We start from the raw sequence: 13,643 nt of genomic DNA, 5'->3' as shown, positions 1-13,643 counted from the left end.
CCCCGGTCGGCGCTCTACATCAGTCCGGAACCCCCAGAAGCAGCTCGGCGAACGCCGCGGCGGCGGTGTCGTAGCGGGCGAGCGGGGCGGCCTGGCCCATCCAGAGCGACTGCATCTCTCCCAGGTCCTGCTCCGCTGCGGCGGCGCGGAAGCGCCCGGTGAGCCAGTTCTGCATGGGGAAGGGCGCGATCGTGCCGCTCGCCTCGATCGCCCGCACAGCCCGGTTGCGCAGGCCGCGGGCGAGCCGGCCGCTCATCGCGCGCGTGAGGGCGGTGTCGTCGGCGGCGGCGTGGCGGATGGCGGCGCGGTGCGCATCGTTCGCGGCCGACTCCGCGGTCGCGAGAAAGGCGGTGCCGACCTGCACGGCGCTCGCTCCGAGCGCGAATGCCGCGGCCACCCCGCGGCGGTCGGCGATGCCTCCGGCGGCGATGACGGGCACGTCGACGGCATCGACCACCTGCGGCACGAGCGCGAACGTGCCGACGAGCGACTCCTCGGCCGTGCGCAGGAACGACACCCGGTGACCGGCCGCCTCGGCCCCGGTGGCGACGATCGCGTCGACGCCGCTCTCGGCGAGCGCGACGGCCTCGGCGACGGTCGTGGCGGTGCCGACCAGGCGGATGCCACGCCGCTGCGCCTCGGCGACCAGATCGGCCGACGGCACCCCGAACACGACGCTCAGCACCGCGGGAGCGACATCCCAGATCGCCTCGAGCTGCTCGTCGAGCGCAGGAACGTAGCTCTCGGGGCGCTTGGGCACCTCGACGCCGACCGCCTCATAGAAGGGCTGCAGCGCCTGCGCGAAGATGATGTGCTGCGGATTCGGCTGCACCTCGTCGCCCGTCGGCAGCCAGATGTTCAGCGCGAACGGACGCGATGTCGCCGCCCGCAGCTCGGCTCCGGTGCGACGGATCCGCTCACCGTCGAAGCCGTAGAGCCCGAACGACCCGAGCCCGCCGGACTCGCTCACGGCCGCGGTCAGCGGCACCGATGACAACCCGCCGAACGGACCGAGGACGATCGGATGCTCGACGCCGAAGAGTGCACGCAGATCAGTCATGCATCGAGGCTACGCCCGCACACCCGGTGGTAGCCTCGCTGAGAACAGGGAGTGGTCACATGGGCGAGTGGATGCAGCAGCTGCTGAGCATCCTGCTGACCGCGCTCGGCCTGATCTCGGTACCCGATGCCGCGGCCCTCGGCCTCGCGATCGCCCTCGTCGCCGTCACCGCTCTCACGCTCGCCCTCGTGCTGAGCGTGCACCAGGCGACCGGCCGCACCGCACCGCATCCCTGGCGTGCGATCGACGTCTCCACTCTTCTCTCGCAGAGCGATCCGGATGCCGCGGGCCACCCGCGTCCGCGGGCGCCGGGAGTCGCGACCGCCGCGTAGTCCGTTCACTCGGGACCGCGCGGCTCTCGCCGACCCTTCCCGACTCTCCGAACGGACTCTCTTCATGGACCCCTTTGCCTTCCCTCCTCTCGCCGCCCTGCTCGACGCCGCCTACGGCGCCCTCATGGGCCTGTCCACTCTGCTCGAACCTCTCGCGGGCGGTGCCGCGTCGGCCGCCGCGGTCGTGCTCGTCACGCTGCTGGTGCGCGCGCTGCTGATCCCCGTCGGCTTCTCGCAGGCCAAGGCCGAGCAGATGCGTGCGCGTCTCGCTCCGCGGCTGCGCGAACTGCAGCGCCGACACAAGAAGAACCCTGAGCGCCTGCAGCGGGAGACGCTCGCGCTGTACAGGTCCGAGAACACCTCGCCCTTCGCCGGGATGCTGCCGCTGCTCGCTCAGGCGCCGGTCGTCGGCATCCTCTACACGCTGTTCATCCGGCCCGACATCGCTGGCCACCCGAACGAACTGCTCACGCACGACCTGTTCGGTGCGCCGCTGGGCACGAGCCTGATCTCGGCGCTCTTCGGAGGAACGGCGACCGCGTCGACGTTCCTGGTCTTCGGAGCCCTGCTGCTGGTGATGATCGCGGTCGCCGAAGTGACGCGGCGCGTGTTCCGCCCGGCGCCGGTCGAGGACGACAACCCGTTGAACTCGCCCGGGATGCTGAGGGCGATGAGCGCGCTGCACTACCTGACCGCGGTGTTCGCCGCGTTCGTGCCGCTCGCCGCTGCGCTCTACCTGACCGTGACGGTGGTGTGGACCCTCGTGCAGCGTGCGCTGTTGCGCCGACGCTATCCGCTCCCCGTGCCCGTGGCCGCCTGACGGCGCGGCTGTCAGTCCGGCAGCGGGATGGGGGCGGTGAAGACTCCCGGCGGATCGCCGTCGTCGCGTCGGGCGCGATGACGACGACGGATGCCGAGGGTCGTGCCGACGCTCGCGGCCACCACGAGCGCGATCGCGAGCATGCGCAACGGCGTCGCATCCTGCCCGAGTACGAGCCAGCCGGCCAGCGTCGCGAACGCGGGCTCGAGGCTCAGCAGCACGCCGAACACGCGCTCGGGCAGGCGGCGGAGCGCGGCGAGCTCGAAGCTGTACGGGATCACCGACGACAGCACCGCGGTGACCGCGGCGAGCAGGAGCAGTTGCGTGTCGCCGGCGACGGTGAGGGCTGCGGGCACGCCCATCGGCACGAGCAGCACGGCGGCGACCACGAGCCCCATGGCGAGCCCGCCGGCCCCGGGGATGAGCGTGCCGACGCGGGCGCTCATGCGGATGTACATCGCCCAGAACGCCGCGGCGATCAGGATGAAGAGCACGCCGAGCGGATCGAGCGGGTCAGCGCCGAGCAGCCCGTCGACCGCCAGAAGACCCATGCCGACCAGCGCGATACCCACCCACACCGCGTCGGACAGCCGCCGCGTGAGCACCGCGGCCAGCACCAGCGGGCCGAGGAACTCGATCGCGACGGCCGGACCGAGGGGGATGCGATCGATGGCGGCGTAGAACGAGCCGTTCATCGCCGCGAGCGAGACGCCGAACAGGGCGGCCGCTGTCCACTGCTCCCGCGTCCAGCCGCGGGGCCGCGGGCGGACGATCACGACGAGCAGAAGCGCCGCGATCGCCACCCGCAGCGAGGTCACGCCCCACGGGCCGAGCACCGGGAACAGCTGAGCTGCGACCGCCGCCCCGAAGGGCAGCGAGAGGCAGGAGCCGACCACGAGCGCGATGCCCGTGAGGGTTCGGGACGACGCGGGCTGCTGCACGCCTCTCAGCGTGGGGCATCAGCCCCGGTCGCGTCCAATCGACACTCGCCCCGTCGGCGCGGGTCCCATGACTCCTCAGAGGTGCTTGCCGCCGGTGACCGGCAGCACGGCACCCGAGGTGTACGAGGCCTCGTTCGATGCAAGGTAGACGTAGGCGCCGGCGAGCTCGGCCGGCTGCCCGGCACGCTCGAGCGGCACGTCCTGACCGAAGGACTCGAGCTTCTCGGCGTCCCATCCGGTCGCGGGGATCAGCGGCGTCCAGATCGGACCGGGCGCGACGGCGTTCACGCGGATGCCGCGCGGTCCGCCCTCTTCAGCGAGCGCCTGCACGAATGCCACCTGCGCGGCCTTCGTCATCGCGTAGTCGATCAGCCCGGGCGAGGGGTTGTACGCCTGGACCGAGGCGGTGACGATGACGCTGGATCCCGGCTCGAGGTCTGCCCATGCGGCGCGTGCGGAGTGCACGAGGCCGACGAGGTTCGTCTCGAAGACGCGGCGCATGTCCTCGGTGCGAAGATTCTCGAAGCCCTGGATGTCGTGCTGGAACGCGGCGTTCAGGACCAGGATGTCGAGACCGCCGAGCGCACGACGTGTCTCGGTCACCACCTCGGTGGCGAACTCCTCTTCCCGCAGGTCTCCCGCGAGGGCGACGCCGGTGCGACCGGCTTCACGCACGAGTTCGAGCGTGGCATCCGCGTCTTCCTGCTCCTCGGGCATGTGCACGATCGCGACGTCGGCGCCTTCACGGGCGAACGCGATGGCGACGGCTCGACCGATGCCGGAGTCGCCGCCCGTGATCAGTGCACGACGCCCCTCGAGACGCCCGCTGCCGACGTAGGTCGACTCCCCGTGATCGGGCTCCGGCGTGGTCTCGTCGGTGATCCCGGGCTGATCCTGCTGCTGGCCGGGGAAGCCGTCGGTGCGGTGAGCGGTGCGGGGGTCGGGTGCGGGGTTCGTCATGGTGTCGCCTCTCTACGCGTCGGAGAGGTCGACGATGCCGCAGCCCACAGACTGCGCGTAGGGGGTTGACAGCGGCGCGGGCGCGACCGATCAGGAGGGTGCGGACGTTGGAGCGTCGGTGGCGACGGCCTGTTCGCCCTCGGCGGGCTCCGGCACGAGGTAGAGACCGCTGGGGGCGTTGGCGGTGAACGCCAGCGCTTCGATCCACGCCCGGTTGACGGAGGGCTGCCGGCTGCCGAAGTATTTGAAGACCAGCGAGCTGCCCGGCTGGACCCACACGGTGACGCGTCCGCCGCCGACGCTGGCGTCTTCACGCCAGCTGAACGGGAACGGCTCGCCGCGGCGCAGCTTGGCGGTGATGACGAGCTGGAGGTGCGTCAGAGCGCGGTCCTCGATCTCGGTCTTCACTCCGCCTTCGTAGACGAACTTTCCCATGTGTGCCCGCTCCTCGGATCGATGCCGTCCTGGTCCGATGGGCGCGTCGATGACGGCCCTTCCTGGGTAGCGTATTACCCCCTGGCTCGAACCGAGAACTCCCGGCGAAACGCCGCGCCGCAGGCAAGTCAACCCCTAGGTGTGCATCGGCCGTCCCGCCTATGCTCGAAGGGACACTTTCGAGGAGACGATACGCATGTCCGACGACACCACAGACGGCTACACCCCCACCACCACGCACGCCGAGTTCGGCGCCGGAAACCCGCGTCTGCGCGTGACTCGCGACGGGGACCGCACGGAGTTCGCGCTCGATGTCGACCTCGTGCGCATCGGCTCGGCCGACGGCAACGAACTGCGCCTCGCCGACACCGACCCCGTGCACGCCACAGTGCAGCACGACGACCGTGACGAGTACGTGCTGACGCTGCACGGCGACGGCGAGAAGAGCTCCTCCTCCGTCTCGGGCGCCACACACCCGGGTGAAGACAGCCAGACCCTGCGCACCGGCGCGAGCTTCACGGCGGGGCCGTGGACCTTCGTGTTCGCGCGCGAGGAGTTCGCCGACCACGGGCGCCCCTTCGGCGGACGCAAGGGCGGCGAGTACGACGACCAGCAGCTGCAGGCACCGCGCCCCGACTACACCGCAGACGCCGAGCAGTCGGCTGACGCCTCGACCGACTCGCCGCAGGCAGAGCCCGCTCCGGACGACTACAACCAGGACGGCGACCAGAAGAACGGCATCTCCTGAGGTGACCGAGACCACCGCAGCGATCGAACGCCTGGGCGAGCTGGCTCGCGAGCGCGGGCTCCGCATCGGCGTCGTCGAGTCGTTGACGTCCGGGCGCCTCGCGAGCACGGTCGGCGCCGGAGAGGGCGCGGGTCAGTGGTTCGCGGGCGGCCTGGTCGCGTACCTCACCGACGTGAAGGAGCGCGTGCTCGGCCTGCCGACCGGCACCGACCCCTGCTCACCCGGGTGTGCGGAGCATCTGGCTGTCGCGGGACGCGAGCTCTTCGACGCGGACCTGTGCGTGTCGACGACCGGGGTGGGCGGCCCGGACTCCGAAGACGGGCACCCGGCGGGCACGGTCTACCTCGGATGGTCGACCGCCGAGGGCGCGGGGCACCGGTTCCTCTCGCTCACGGGCGACCCCACCGAGGTGCTCGACGCCACGGTCGAGGCGGCGATGAACCTGCTGGCCTTCCACGCCGAAGGGCTGCATCGGGCCGGACCCCGTCGCACCGCCCCGCAGGACTGAGTGTCACCGGGCGCCCGTTCGCGTCAGACCCCGTGTGACGGGAACACCGGCCGGCGTCGTTCCGCGAACGCCGCCAGCCCTTCCCGGGCGTCGGCACTGGTGAACGCCGCCTGCCCCAGGCGCGCCTCGAGCGCGAACGCCTCAGCCTCGGGCAGATCGGCGAGCGCGCGCACGGCGCTCTTCACCGCCGCGACAGCCGTGCGGCTTCGCGTCAGCAGATCCTCGGCCACCGACACTGCTGCGGACTGCAGTTCGTCCGCGGGCACGACCTGGTTCAGGATGCCGTAGCGCAGGGCGGTCGCCGCGTCGATCATCGAACCGCGCAGCATCAGATCCATGGCCCAGGCGTACGGGATCTGACGGATCAGCCGCACCAGCGTGCCACCGGCCGGCACCACTCCGACGCCGGTCTCGGGCAGCGCGAACTGCGCATCGTCGGCGGCGAGGCGGATGTCGGTGGAGAGCAGGATCTCGAAGCCGCCGCCCAGGCAGAGGCCGTTGACCGCGGCGACCACGGGCTTGTCGAGGGCGGAGTTCTTCTGGTGGGCGGCATCCCATTCGCTGATGTCGAAACGGCCATCGGTGAGCGCCGGGATCGACTCGCTGAGGTCGGCGCCGACGCAGAACGCCCGCTCCCCCGCGCCGGTGAGGATCGCCGCACCGATGCGCGGATCATCGCGCACCTCGGCGAACGCCTCGCCGAGCTGCTCGTACATCGCGAGAGTCAGCGCATTGAGCTTCTCGGGGCGATCGATCGTGATGACGGCCAGTGCCCCGTCGCGGTCCAGGCGCACGCGCCCCATCAGATCGTCCCGGCGGCGCGGAGCGCGTCGATCTGATCGCTGCCGTAGCCGAGCAGGTCGCGCAGCACCGCGTCGGTGTGCACGCCGACGTCGGGCGCGAGACCCCGCGCGCGCGGCGGCGTGCGGTCGAGCTTGACCGGCGAGCCGAAAGTGCGCAGCGGTCCGTACCCGGGGTAATCGCTGTCGACGACCATGTCGCGCGCCTCGATCTGCGGGTCGGCGACGACCTCCGCGATGTCCTTCACGGCGCTGAGCGGCACCAGGTCGCCGGCGAGGGCTTCGAGCTCGGCCTTGGTGCGATCGGCGAACCAGCGCTCCACCATCGGTTTGACGCGCTCGGCGTAGACGACAGCGTCGAAGCGGTCGGCCATCCGGTGCAGATCCGGGTGCGCGGCGTAGTCGTCGTCGGACCCGAAGGTCTCGCACGAGATGCGCCAGAACTTGTCGGTGTAGCCGCCGAAGAACACGTACCCGTCGCGGCAGGCGAACAACTCATAGGGCCGCACGAACGGATGCTGGTTGCCCAGCGGCACCGGAACGACCCCCTCCGTCGTGTACGACACGACGGCGTTCTCGGTGAGTGTGAGCACGGAATCCTGCTGCGACACGTCGACGAGCTGCCCCTCGCCGGTGCGCTCCGCGTGACGGACCGCGGCGAGCACGCCGATGACGCCGTAGAGGCTGGCCGCGAGGTCGCCGATGATCGTGCCGACGCGGGTGGGTGGTCCGCCGGCGGGGCCGTTCATCGACCACAGCCCGCCCGTCGCCTGTGCGCTGTTGTCGTAGGCGGGGCGCCCGCGAGAGGGCCCCGTCTGGCCGTAGCCGCTGAGCGCGGCGTACACCAGGCGCGGATTGATCTCGCGCAGGCGCTCGTGACCGAGTCCGAGCCGGTGCATCGTGCCGGGGCGGAAGTTCTCGACGAGCACGTCGGCCTTCGCGACGAGGTCCTCCAGCGCGGCCTTCCCTTCGGCATGGCGCAGATTGAGGGAGACGCCGAGCTTGTTGCGGTTGTACTGGGCGAAGAACCCACTGAACGGGTCGGCGTCCTCACGCGCGAGCATCGGCGGGAAGCTGCGGGTGTAGTCCGGGTCGTCCGGGTGCTCCACCTTGATCACGGTGGCGCCGAGGTCGGCGAGGATCATCGAGCAGTACGGACCGGCGACCACTCGGGTGACGTCGATCACGACCACCCCGTCGAGGGCACCGGGGCCGGCATCCATCCCGCCGAGGGCTTCCAGTCGGGCGCGCAGCTCGTCGTCGATCATCGATGTGGTCCCTTCTGCGACGCCCGCGGCGGCGTCGACGGTGGCGGGCGATCCGGCCGTCCACCCAGACTCGCAGGAGCCCTGCCGAAGGGGTATGTGTCAATCGCACACATCATCGGCGGTGGGTCCTGTCGAAGCGCCCACCCCGCGCGAGACTCAGTGCCCCGGGACGAGCCCGATCCGCAGCGGGGCTCCAGGAGCGGAAGCCGCCTCGATCGCGTCGTCGATGTCGGCCAGCGAACGCACCGCGCCCACGGCCTCGGCGAAGGGATACGCGCGGCCGCGGCCTGCGAGGAACGCCACCGATTCCGCCAGCTCCGCGCCGGTGTAGTTGTGCACCCCGGTGACGGTGACGAGTCGTCGCACGATGCTCTCCGCATCGAACGGCACCGGGTCGGCGGGGAACACGCTGCCCACGAGCACCACGACTCCGCCGACGGTCACGCCGGCGAGGGCTTCGGCGACGGCGTGACCGGAGGCCTCGATCACCACATCGGGCTCGCGGTCGAGCTCCCCCGCGCCGAACCGCGCGGCGAGCGCACGGCGCTGCGGGTTCGGGTCGTGCACCTCGACATCCGCACCCAGCTCGGCAGCGATCGCCGCAGCCGACAGGCCGACGAGACCGGCACCGTGGACGCGGACCGCCGCCCCGTCGAGGTCGCGCCAGCGTGCGGCGCGGGCCACGGCCGACCACGCGGTGGCGGTCGCACAGGAGGCGGGCGCGAGCACCGACGCGGGAAGCGCCTCCGGCACGCGCACGATCGCGGTGCCCGCGCGCAGCTGCATGTGACTGCCGAACGCGCCGGTGAGGTCGCCGTGGGTGCCGATGCGATCGTGCCCGTACTTGCCGAGGGTGCGGCACTTCTGCGGCATCCCGCACAGGCAGCGGTCGCAGCTCGCGCACGACACCGTGACCGACCACACCACGCGGTCGCCGATGTGCAGCGGAGTGCCGTCGACGGCGAGCGCTCCCTCGTCGCCGATGGCGATCACGCGACCGACGCTCTCGTGGCCGAGCACGAGCGGGGTGGGCGCCGACCGACGCCCCTGCACGGTGTGCACGTCGGAGCCGCAGATCGTCGACATCTCGATCGCGACCAGCACGTCGGCATCCGCGAGGGCGACACCGGGAACGGCGATCGTCTCATGCGGCTGCCCCACGCCCGTCCACACCATCGCGGTGGCGGCGGGACGCAGCGTGACGTCGCGGCGGTGTCCGGGCGGACGGATCAGCAGCGTACCCATGTCATCCGTCGTCTCAGGCAGTGGCGACGAGACGCAGCAGCCCGCGCTCGATGAACGCCGTGCGCAGTTCGGTGACGTCGCGGAGCACGGCATCGGCTCCCGCAGCCGTCAGCGCGTCACGATCATGGGCGCCCGAGAGCACACCGGCGACGAAGGCGGCACCCGCGCGGCGACCGGTCTCGACGTCGGTCGCGGTGTCGCCGGCGACGGCCACCGCGTGCACCGACGAGGTCTGCGTGCGGATCAGCGCGGTGAGCACGAGATCGGGCGCGGGGCGTCCGCGACCGACGTCCGCCGGCGACAGCGCCAGATCGATCAGTCCATGCCAGCCGAGTCCGTCGAGCAGCGCGTCGCGGGTCACGGGGGCGAAGCCGGTGGTGAGCACGACCGACAGGCCGGCATCCTTCAGCCCCTGGATCGCGTCCGCAGCACCGGGGATCTCGCTGACGCCCTGCTCGGCGACGATCTCGGCGTAAGCACCCTCGAACGCGGCGGTCGCCCGCGTGGCTGCCGCGACATCTCCGCCCGACAGATGTGTGAAGACGTCGATCTTCGACTGCCCCATGGTCGTGCGCACGTACCCGAGCGCCTCGTCCCACGGCATCCGGTCGGCGACTCCGGTGCGCTCGGCGGCGCGCTGGAACGCCTGCTCCACGACACCGTCGTCGAGCACTGTGGTTCCGGCCATGTCGAGGACGACGAGTTCGAGAGGAGTGGTCATGATGTTCCTTCCATTGCGGGTGCCCACCCGAAGGCGGCGGTGAGATTCTCTTCGGCGAGCCCCAGACCCGTGGTCATTCCGATGCCGGTGGTGGCGGCGAGCACCAGCGCCCCCGCATCGCTGCGTTCGATGAGGAACTCGCCGGCGGCCTTGGCGTACACGCCCTGCCACCGCTCGAGCACCCGCGGACTCGGCATCTCGAACAGCGCCTCGGCCTCGGTGAGGAACGCCGTGAAGGCCGCCTCGGGCTGGAACGGCGACGTGCTCACGGCGGTCGCGTGCGAGTCGCCGATGATCAGCGAGCCGTCGGGCAGCTGCGTGTACATCTGGTTGAGGTCGAGCGCCGCGAGATCGGGGCGTTCGGTGTGCAGTCGGTCGCGCAGCTGCGCGGTCTCGGGCATGTCGGCGAATCGTCCGTAGCGCACGAGCGACCAGCCGGTGAGCAGGGGTGCGGCGAGCGGATGCGACAGGGTGACCGCCGCGCGCATCATGTCGAGAGCGCAGCGCTGCACGCCGCGGCGTTCGGCGATCTCAGGCAGTAGCTGGTCGATGTCGTGGTTGACGGCGACGACCGTGTGCCCCGCGCGGATGCTTCCCCGCGTGGTCTCGACCTGCCCCGCGCGCAACGCCGTGACGGCGGTGCGGAAGCGGAAGTCGACGCCCAGCCCGGTCAGATGCCGCACGATGGCGCCCGCGGCCGCCCGCGGATCGGTCTGCAGGTCGGGCTCGACGTGGGCGCCGCCGAGGAGTCCTTCGCGCCGCAACGGTGCCAGACGCAGCAGCTCGTCAGCGTCGAGCATGCGGATGCCGCCCGTCGGGGCAGCGGCCTCGAGCACCGCGAGCTCATCGGCATGGCGTGCTGCGACGAGCGTGCCCGACTCACGCAGCCAGAACCCGGCGTCGTGCGCGAGACGCAGCCACAGCTCACGCGAGACGTCGGCGTAGCGCCGGGCCTCCCCGCCCTGTGCGCCGATGCAGAGGTGACCGAAGTTGCGCACCGTGGCGCCGCTCGGCCCGTCGGTGCGGTCGACCACGATCACGCGCAGCCCACGGCGCACGGCGGCATACGCGGCACCGAGTCCGACGATGCCGGAGCCGACCACGACGACGTCGGCCGTGTCGGTGCCGCTCTCCGCCGCGCTCAACGGAACACCTTGCGCATCCACATCGCGAGTCCTTCGACGACCAGCACGGTGACGAGGATCATCAGCACGATCGCGGTGACGGTCTCGTAGCGCGATCCCTGGCTGGCGTTGAGCAGGTAGTAGCCCACTCCGCCGCCACCGACGATGCCGAGGATCGTCGCCGCACGGATGTTCGTGTCGAGCATGTAGAAGCTGTGCCCGATGAGGGCCTGCACGCCCTGCGGCACCGTGGCCGAGGTGTAGGTCTGCAGGCGCGTGGCGCCAACCGCACGCAGTGCCCGTTCGGGGCCGCGATCGACCTCTTCGAAGGAGTCGGCGATCAGCTTTCCGAGCAGCCCGATGCCGCCGATCGCGAGAGCGATGACACCGGCCTGCGGTCCGAGTCCCGTGATCACGACGAGGACGATCGCGAGGATCAGCTCCGGGATGCCGCGGATTCCGACGAGCAGGAATCGGGCGACGCCGCGCGCGCCCCGGCTGGGGGCCACGTTGCTCGCGGCGAGGGATCCGAGGATCAGCGAGGGCAGCAGCGTGAGCACGGTCGCGGCCAGGGCGATGGCGACCGTGTCGCGCATCGCGGCGATCATGGCGGCGGCCTCGTAGTTGCCGAACGACGGCGGCCAGAACTTACCCGCGACCTCGGGCAGCTTGGCCCAGAAGGTCACGAAGTCCATCCAGTTGATGTCGCTGACGACGACGCTGCCGAGCACCACCAGCACCGCCACGATGCCGGCCGCGGTGTTGCGCACGCGCTGCGGGGTCCACGGGCGACGCACCGCGGTCTGCGGGCTCCGCGCCCAGGCCGGAGGACCGGCGGGAGCGGATGCCGCGGCGGCGCCGAGACGCGGGTGGATGATCCGGTCGATCCACGACCGGGTCTGCCGCTCCTGGCCGAGCATCGCGCCGCGCACGAGCGAGGAGATGATCTCCATCGCCACGCAGAGGATGAAGATGACCAGGGCGATGCCGAGCCCCTTGCCGTAGTTGAGCGACTTGAAGGCGTACGACATCTCGAGCCCGAGACCGGCGACGCCGACGTAGCCGAGCACCACGCTGCCGCGCAGGTTGATGTCGTTGCGGTGCAGCACGGTCGCGACCCAGCTGGGCAGCACCTGCGGCAGGATGCCGGCGCTGAACTCCTGCATCTTCGATCCGCCGGCGGCGCGGATGGCGAGACGGGGCCCTTCGTCGATCTGCTCGATCGCATCGGCGAACATCTTCGAGATCATGCCGATCGAGTGGATGCCGATCGCCAGGATGCCCGGCAGCGTGCCGAGCGAGAACATCAGCACGAACGCCATCGCGAGCACGACGTCGGGCAGCGCCCGGGTCAGCACGCCGATGAAGCGCGCGGCGGCGCGCCAGCCGTTGTTCGGGGTGGTGTTCGAGGCGGCGAGGTACGCGACCGGCACCGAGAGCACCGCGGCGAGGAGCGTGCCGATCAGGACCAGTCCGACCGTGAGGGCGATCAGCCACAGCAGGTCGCCCGGCTCGGGGAACGAGAGCCCGCCGACGCGGGCCATGAAGTTCTCGGCGTTGCCCCAGCTCTGCACCATCGCCGGGATCGAGATGCCGACCTCGTCGACGGCGAGGATGCCGAGCACGACGAGGGCGACCAGCGTGAGCGAGGCCGCGATGCGCTCGGGCGAGATCGGACGCTTGGGCGCGCGTGCGGTGACGCTCGCCGAACCTCCCTGGGTCGCGGGGCCGGACGGCGGGGCGGTCAGCGTCACGAGACGGGCTCCTTGGCGGTGACGGTCTCGACCAGCTCCATGGCGACTGCCGTGATCTCGGCGGTCGTGGTGGCGACGCGACCGTAGATCTCCATGACCTCGGCCTTGGTGAGGTCGCCGGTGGGGGTGTCGAGCACGATCTCGCCGTGGCGCAGGCCGACGATGCGGTCGGCCCACGAGATGGCGAGATCGACCTGATGCAGGCTGCAGACGACCGTGAGTCCCTCGTCAGCAGCGATCTCGCGGATCAGCGCCATCACCTGGTCGCTGGACTCGGGGTCGAGCGAGGCGACCGGCTCGTCGGCGAGCAGGATGTCGGGCTTCTGCATCAGAGCGCGGGCGATCGCCACGCGCTGCTGCTGGCCGCCCGAGAGGGTGTCGCTGCGCTGGTAGGCGCGGTCGAGGAGGCCGACACGATCGAGGTGCTCGAGCGCCTGCACCTTCGACGCCTTCGAGTACCCGAAGAGGCCCAGACGCGGACCGCGGACGCGCGACAGCGACCCGGTCAGCACGTTCTCGAGCACGGTCAGGGAGGGCACGAGCTCGAACTGCTGGAAGATGAAGCCGACGCGGCTGCGCAATCCGCGCAGGGCGCGACCGCGAAGGGTCGGAACGCGGGAGCCCAGCACCTCGACCTCGCCGGAGGTGGGCAGCTCCAGCCCGTCGAGGTGACGCAGGAGCGTCGACTTGCCCGAGCCGGAGAGCCCGAGCAGGACGACGATCTCGCCGCGGGACACCTCGAGGGAGGCATTGCGCAGTGCGGTCGTCGAACCGAAGGTCTTGGTCACACCGGTCAGGCGGACGACGGCGTCGGTGGCCGGGGCGGTCGGGGTGCTCATGGCGATCGGTTCTCCTGGATGCTGGGCTGAGTCGATATGGGAGTGGGAGCCGGTCGGGACGATGTCGTCCCGACCGGCTCCGCACGTG

15 protein-coding genes are annotated in these 13,643 nt (G+C 71.2%); 4 read left to right on the top strand and 11 right to left on the bottom strand.

The window, feature by feature from the left end:
• Positions 1 to 19: 19 nt before the first annotated feature.
• The gene (locus tag AC2D10_RS15170; protein WP_484708856.1) at positions 20 to 1,060 is read right to left on the bottom strand and encodes an NAD(P)H-dependent flavin oxidoreductase; all 1,041 of its coding nucleotides are present in this window, start codon (positions 1,058 to 1,060) and stop codon (positions 20 to 22) included.
• 59 nt (positions 1,061 to 1,119) lie between these two features.
• Between AC2D10_RS15170 and AC2D10_RS15165 the strand changes: the two genes are divergently transcribed.
• Together AC2D10_RS15165 and AC2D10_RS15160 are read left to right on the top strand one after the other, a co-directional pair.
• Positions 1,120 to 1,392 carry a DUF6412 domain-containing protein gene (locus tag AC2D10_RS15165; protein ID WP_484708855.1) on the top strand — a complete coding sequence of 91 codons (273 nt, stop codon included), beginning with the start codon at positions 1,120 to 1,122 and terminating at the stop codon, positions 1,390 to 1,392.
• Positions 1,393 to 1,456: 64 nt separating this feature from the next.
• Positions 1,457 to 2,212: a YidC/Oxa1 family membrane protein insertase gene (locus AC2D10_RS15160; RefSeq protein ID WP_484708854.1), complete on the top strand. Its 756-nt coding sequence runs from the start codon at positions 1,457 to 1,459 to the stop codon at positions 2,210 to 2,212.
• Between the two features lie 11 nt (positions 2,213 to 2,223).
• On the opposite strand, the gene AC2D10_RS15155 is transcribed toward AC2D10_RS15160, so the two are convergent.
• The 3 genes from AC2D10_RS15155 to AC2D10_RS15145 form a co-directional block, all read right to left on the bottom strand.
• Entirely contained in the window at positions 2,224 to 3,153 is a 930-nt protein-coding gene (locus AC2D10_RS15155; protein ID WP_484708853.1) for an EamA family transporter, read from the bottom strand.
• A 75-nt stretch (positions 3,154 to 3,228) separates the two neighbouring features.
• Entirely contained in the window at positions 3,229 to 4,113 is an 885-nt protein-coding gene (locus tag AC2D10_RS15150; protein ID WP_484708852.1) for an SDR family oxidoreductase, read from the bottom strand.
• Positions 4,114 to 4,203: 90 nt separating this feature from the next.
• A complete protein-coding gene (locus tag AC2D10_RS15145) occupies positions 4,204 to 4,548 on the bottom strand; it encodes a DUF7882 family protein (RefSeq protein ID WP_484708850.1) in 345 nt (114 codons plus the stop codon).
• Positions 4,549 to 4,744: 196 nt separating this feature from the next.
• Between AC2D10_RS15145 and AC2D10_RS15140 the strand changes: the two genes are divergently transcribed.
• Together AC2D10_RS15140 and AC2D10_RS15135 are read left to right on the top strand one after the other, a co-directional pair.
• The gene (locus AC2D10_RS15140) at positions 4,745 to 5,296 is read left to right on the top strand and encodes an FHA domain-containing protein (RefSeq protein ID WP_484708849.1); all 552 of its coding nucleotides are present in this window, start codon (positions 4,745 to 4,747) and stop codon (positions 5,294 to 5,296) included.
• Position 5,297: 1 nt separating this feature from the next.
• On the top strand, positions 5,298 to 5,804 hold the full coding sequence (locus AC2D10_RS15135) for a CinA family protein (RefSeq protein WP_484708847.1): 507 nt from the start codon (positions 5,298 to 5,300) through the stop codon (positions 5,802 to 5,804).
• A gap of 23 nt (positions 5,805 to 5,827) precedes the next feature.
• Here AC2D10_RS15135 and AC2D10_RS15130 read toward each other — a convergent pair whose 3' ends face one another.
• From AC2D10_RS15130 to phnC, 7 genes are all read right to left on the bottom strand, one after another.
• Entirely contained in the window at positions 5,828 to 6,607 is a 780-nt protein-coding gene (locus AC2D10_RS15130) for an enoyl-CoA hydratase/isomerase family protein (RefSeq protein WP_484708845.1), read from the bottom strand.
• Positions 6,607 to 7,872, bottom strand: a complete 1,266-nt coding sequence (locus AC2D10_RS15125; RefSeq protein WP_484708843.1) for a CaiB/BaiF CoA transferase family protein — start codon at positions 7,870 to 7,872, stop codon at positions 6,607 to 6,609. The genes AC2D10_RS15130 and AC2D10_RS15125 overlap by 1 nt, the downstream gene beginning before the upstream one ends.
• A gap of 156 nt (positions 7,873 to 8,028) precedes the next feature.
• Positions 8,029 to 9,117: an alcohol dehydrogenase catalytic domain-containing protein gene (locus AC2D10_RS15120; protein ID WP_484708841.1), complete on the bottom strand. Its 1,089-nt coding sequence runs from the start codon at positions 9,115 to 9,117 to the stop codon at positions 8,029 to 8,031.
• A 13-nt stretch (positions 9,118 to 9,130) separates the two neighbouring features.
• Positions 9,131 to 9,838 (bottom strand): HAD family hydrolase, encoded by a 708-nt coding sequence (locus tag AC2D10_RS15115; RefSeq protein ID WP_484708839.1) that lies wholly within the window; start codon positions 9,836 to 9,838, stop codon positions 9,131 to 9,133.
• Positions 9,835 to 10,983, bottom strand: coding sequence for a TIGR03364 family FAD-dependent oxidoreductase (locus AC2D10_RS15110; protein WP_484708837.1), 1,149 nt, complete (start codon positions 10,981 to 10,983; stop codon positions 9,835 to 9,837). Before AC2D10_RS15110 ends, AC2D10_RS15115 begins: the two co-directional genes overlap by 4 nt.
• Positions 10,980 to 12,716 (bottom strand): phosphonate ABC transporter, permease protein PhnE, encoded by a 1,737-nt coding sequence (phnE, locus tag AC2D10_RS15105; RefSeq protein ID WP_484708836.1) that lies wholly within the window; start codon positions 12,714 to 12,716, stop codon positions 10,980 to 10,982. The genes AC2D10_RS15110 and phnE overlap by 4 nt, the downstream gene beginning before the upstream one ends.
• On the bottom strand, positions 12,713 to 13,555 hold the full coding sequence (gene phnC, locus AC2D10_RS15100) for a phosphonate ABC transporter ATP-binding protein (RefSeq protein WP_484708834.1): 843 nt from the start codon (positions 13,553 to 13,555) through the stop codon (positions 12,713 to 12,715). Before phnC ends, phnE begins: the two co-directional genes overlap by 4 nt.
• Positions 13,556 to 13,643: the final 88 nt, after the last annotated feature.

The sequence above is a fragment of the Microbacterium sp. PI-SA-G genome, assembly GCF_057215335.1.
Note: the sequence above shows the minus strand (reverse complement) of the source record. Positions and strands in the feature narration are given on the sequence as shown.

Bases quoted from the DNA above. Each gene is read 5' to 3' on its own strand.
- AC2D10_RS15140 (WP_484708849.1), top strand. From the start codon at position 4,745: ATGTCCGACGACACCACAGACGGCTACACCCCCACCACCACGCACGCC.
- AC2D10_RS15120 (WP_484708841.1), bottom strand. From the start codon at position 9,117: ATGGGTACGCTGCTGATCCGTCCGCCCGGACACCGCCGCGACGTCACG.
- AC2D10_RS15115 (WP_484708839.1), bottom strand. From the start codon at position 9,838: ATGACCACTCCTCTCGAACTCGTCGTCCTCGACATGGCCGGAACCACA.
- AC2D10_RS15145 (WP_484708850.1), bottom strand. From the start codon at position 4,548: ATGGGAAAGTTCGTCTACGAAGGCGGAGTGAAGACCGAGATCGAGGAC.
- phnC (WP_484708834.1), bottom strand. From the start codon at position 13,555: ATGAGCACCCCGACCGCCCCGGCCACCGACGCCGTCGTCCGCCTGACC.
- AC2D10_RS15165 (WP_484708855.1), top strand. From the start codon at position 1,120: ATGGGCGAGTGGATGCAGCAGCTGCTGAGCATCCTGCTGACCGCGCTC.
- AC2D10_RS15160 (WP_484708854.1), top strand. From the start codon at position 1,457: ATGGACCCCTTTGCCTTCCCTCCTCTCGCCGCCCTGCTCGACGCCGCC.
- AC2D10_RS15150 (WP_484708852.1), bottom strand. From the start codon at position 4,113: ATGACGAACCCCGCACCCGACCCCCGCACCGCTCACCGCACCGACGGC.
- AC2D10_RS15130 (WP_484708845.1), bottom strand. From the start codon at position 6,607: ATGGGGCGCGTGCGCCTGGACCGCGACGGGGCACTGGCCGTCATCACG.
- AC2D10_RS15170 (WP_484708856.1), bottom strand. From the start codon at position 1,060: ATGACTGATCTGCGTGCACTCTTCGGCGTCGAGCATCCGATCGTCCTC.
- AC2D10_RS15125 (WP_484708843.1), bottom strand. From the start codon at position 7,872: ATGATCGACGACGAGCTGCGCGCCCGACTGGAAGCCCTCGGCGGGATG.